We start from the raw sequence: 1,211 nt of genomic DNA, 5'->3' as shown, positions 1-1,211 counted from the left end.
GTTCACCTTGGTCGCCTCGGCGGGCGCCAGCGTCACCTCGGTACCGGGGACACGGATCTCGGCGTAGGCGAGCTCGGCGAGGACCTTCGGGGTGACGGCGTTCTCCTTGTCCGCGGGGGGCGGGTCACCGATGTCCACCCAGAAGTAATCCGTGTCGCACTTGTCCCAGCCCGGCGGGAAGCTCTTGTTCACATACGAGCCCCACCAATACCCCTTGCCGGTCTTGTCCTTGTTGAAGCCCTTCTTCTCATCCTTCGCGTTGTACTTCTCCCGCTGCTTGGCATCCCACTCGTACCCCGTGGACTCCGCCTCCCAGATCGGCTCCAGGGTCTTCTGCAACTCCTCGGGAGTGTATTTCGGGGCATACCAACACGCCGGCGGACTCCACGAAGTCGAAGACGTCACCGGCCCAACCGAATCACCACTGCCGTTCTTCGAACGGTCAAAGACGACACCACCTACGGTGACCGAAACGGTCCCGTCATCACCGGTGTCGGCGCGCTGCTCCGTTCCCGAGTTCTGCGTGTTGCCGTCCAGAATGTCGTCGGCGCGTGCCGACCCGGGCAGCACGAGTACGGACAGACATGCGCTCACCATGAGCGTGACTGGGAGCGCCTTCATTGCATGCGTCAGGGCTGGCACTTGGCACTCCCACTCTCCGAAGCAATCTTCTGGATCTCCCACACGCCTTCATCGTTCTTCTTCAGCGACGTGTGGTAGATGACGTAGCTCTTCGCAGTCACCTCGGTCTTCCTGACCTTGTTGGTCTTGAGGTACTTCACATACGCCTTGCCCTGGTCCTCGCAGTACGTGAAGGAAGCGGTGCCGTCCCCATCGACCGCTACTTCCGGAGCATAGAAGCGGTAGCTCCCCGTGAGCCCTGCCTTCTGGTCGACATAGTTCTGGATGAACTTCTGCGTGCCAGCGGCAGCCTCACCCTCGTAGTAATAGAGGTACGCCTTGTCGAGCGCGTCCTGGTTGACAATGGCCAAGTCCACAGCCTTGATGGATTGCTCGGTGTCCTCAAGGATCGCGTCCTTGTCCTTGTCACCCGACTTGGGCCACTCGAACGTGTAGGAGAGATCAGCCGGAAGTTCGATCTTCGGCCTACCGGCCTTCGACGGCTCGGAGGAAGTCGGTGAGGCGGACGGGGTGGTGCTACCCGTATCCGCACCCGCGATCTTGTCCTCACCCTCCCCCTTGCCGGAACT

1 protein-coding gene and 1 pseudogene are annotated in these 1,211 nt (G+C 61.3%); both read right to left on the bottom strand.

What is annotated here, in order from left to right:
* Positions 1 to 597, bottom strand: a pseudogene (locus tag ACF088_RS41285) (hypothetical protein); the annotation flags it as partial.
* 32 nt (positions 598 to 629) lie between these two features.
* The gene (locus ACF088_RS41280; protein WP_392381128.1) at positions 630 to 1,181 is read right to left on the bottom strand and encodes a hypothetical protein; all 552 of its coding nucleotides are present in this window, start codon (positions 1,179 to 1,181) and stop codon (positions 630 to 632) included.
* Positions 1,182 to 1,211 lie beyond the last annotated feature (30 nt).

Source organism: Streptomyces sp. NPDC015125, assembly GCF_043080045.1.
Classification (GTDB): domain Bacteria; phylum Actinomycetota; class Actinomycetes; order Streptomycetales; family Streptomycetaceae; genus Streptomyces.
This window is presented reverse-complemented; position numbering and strand designations above follow the sequence as displayed.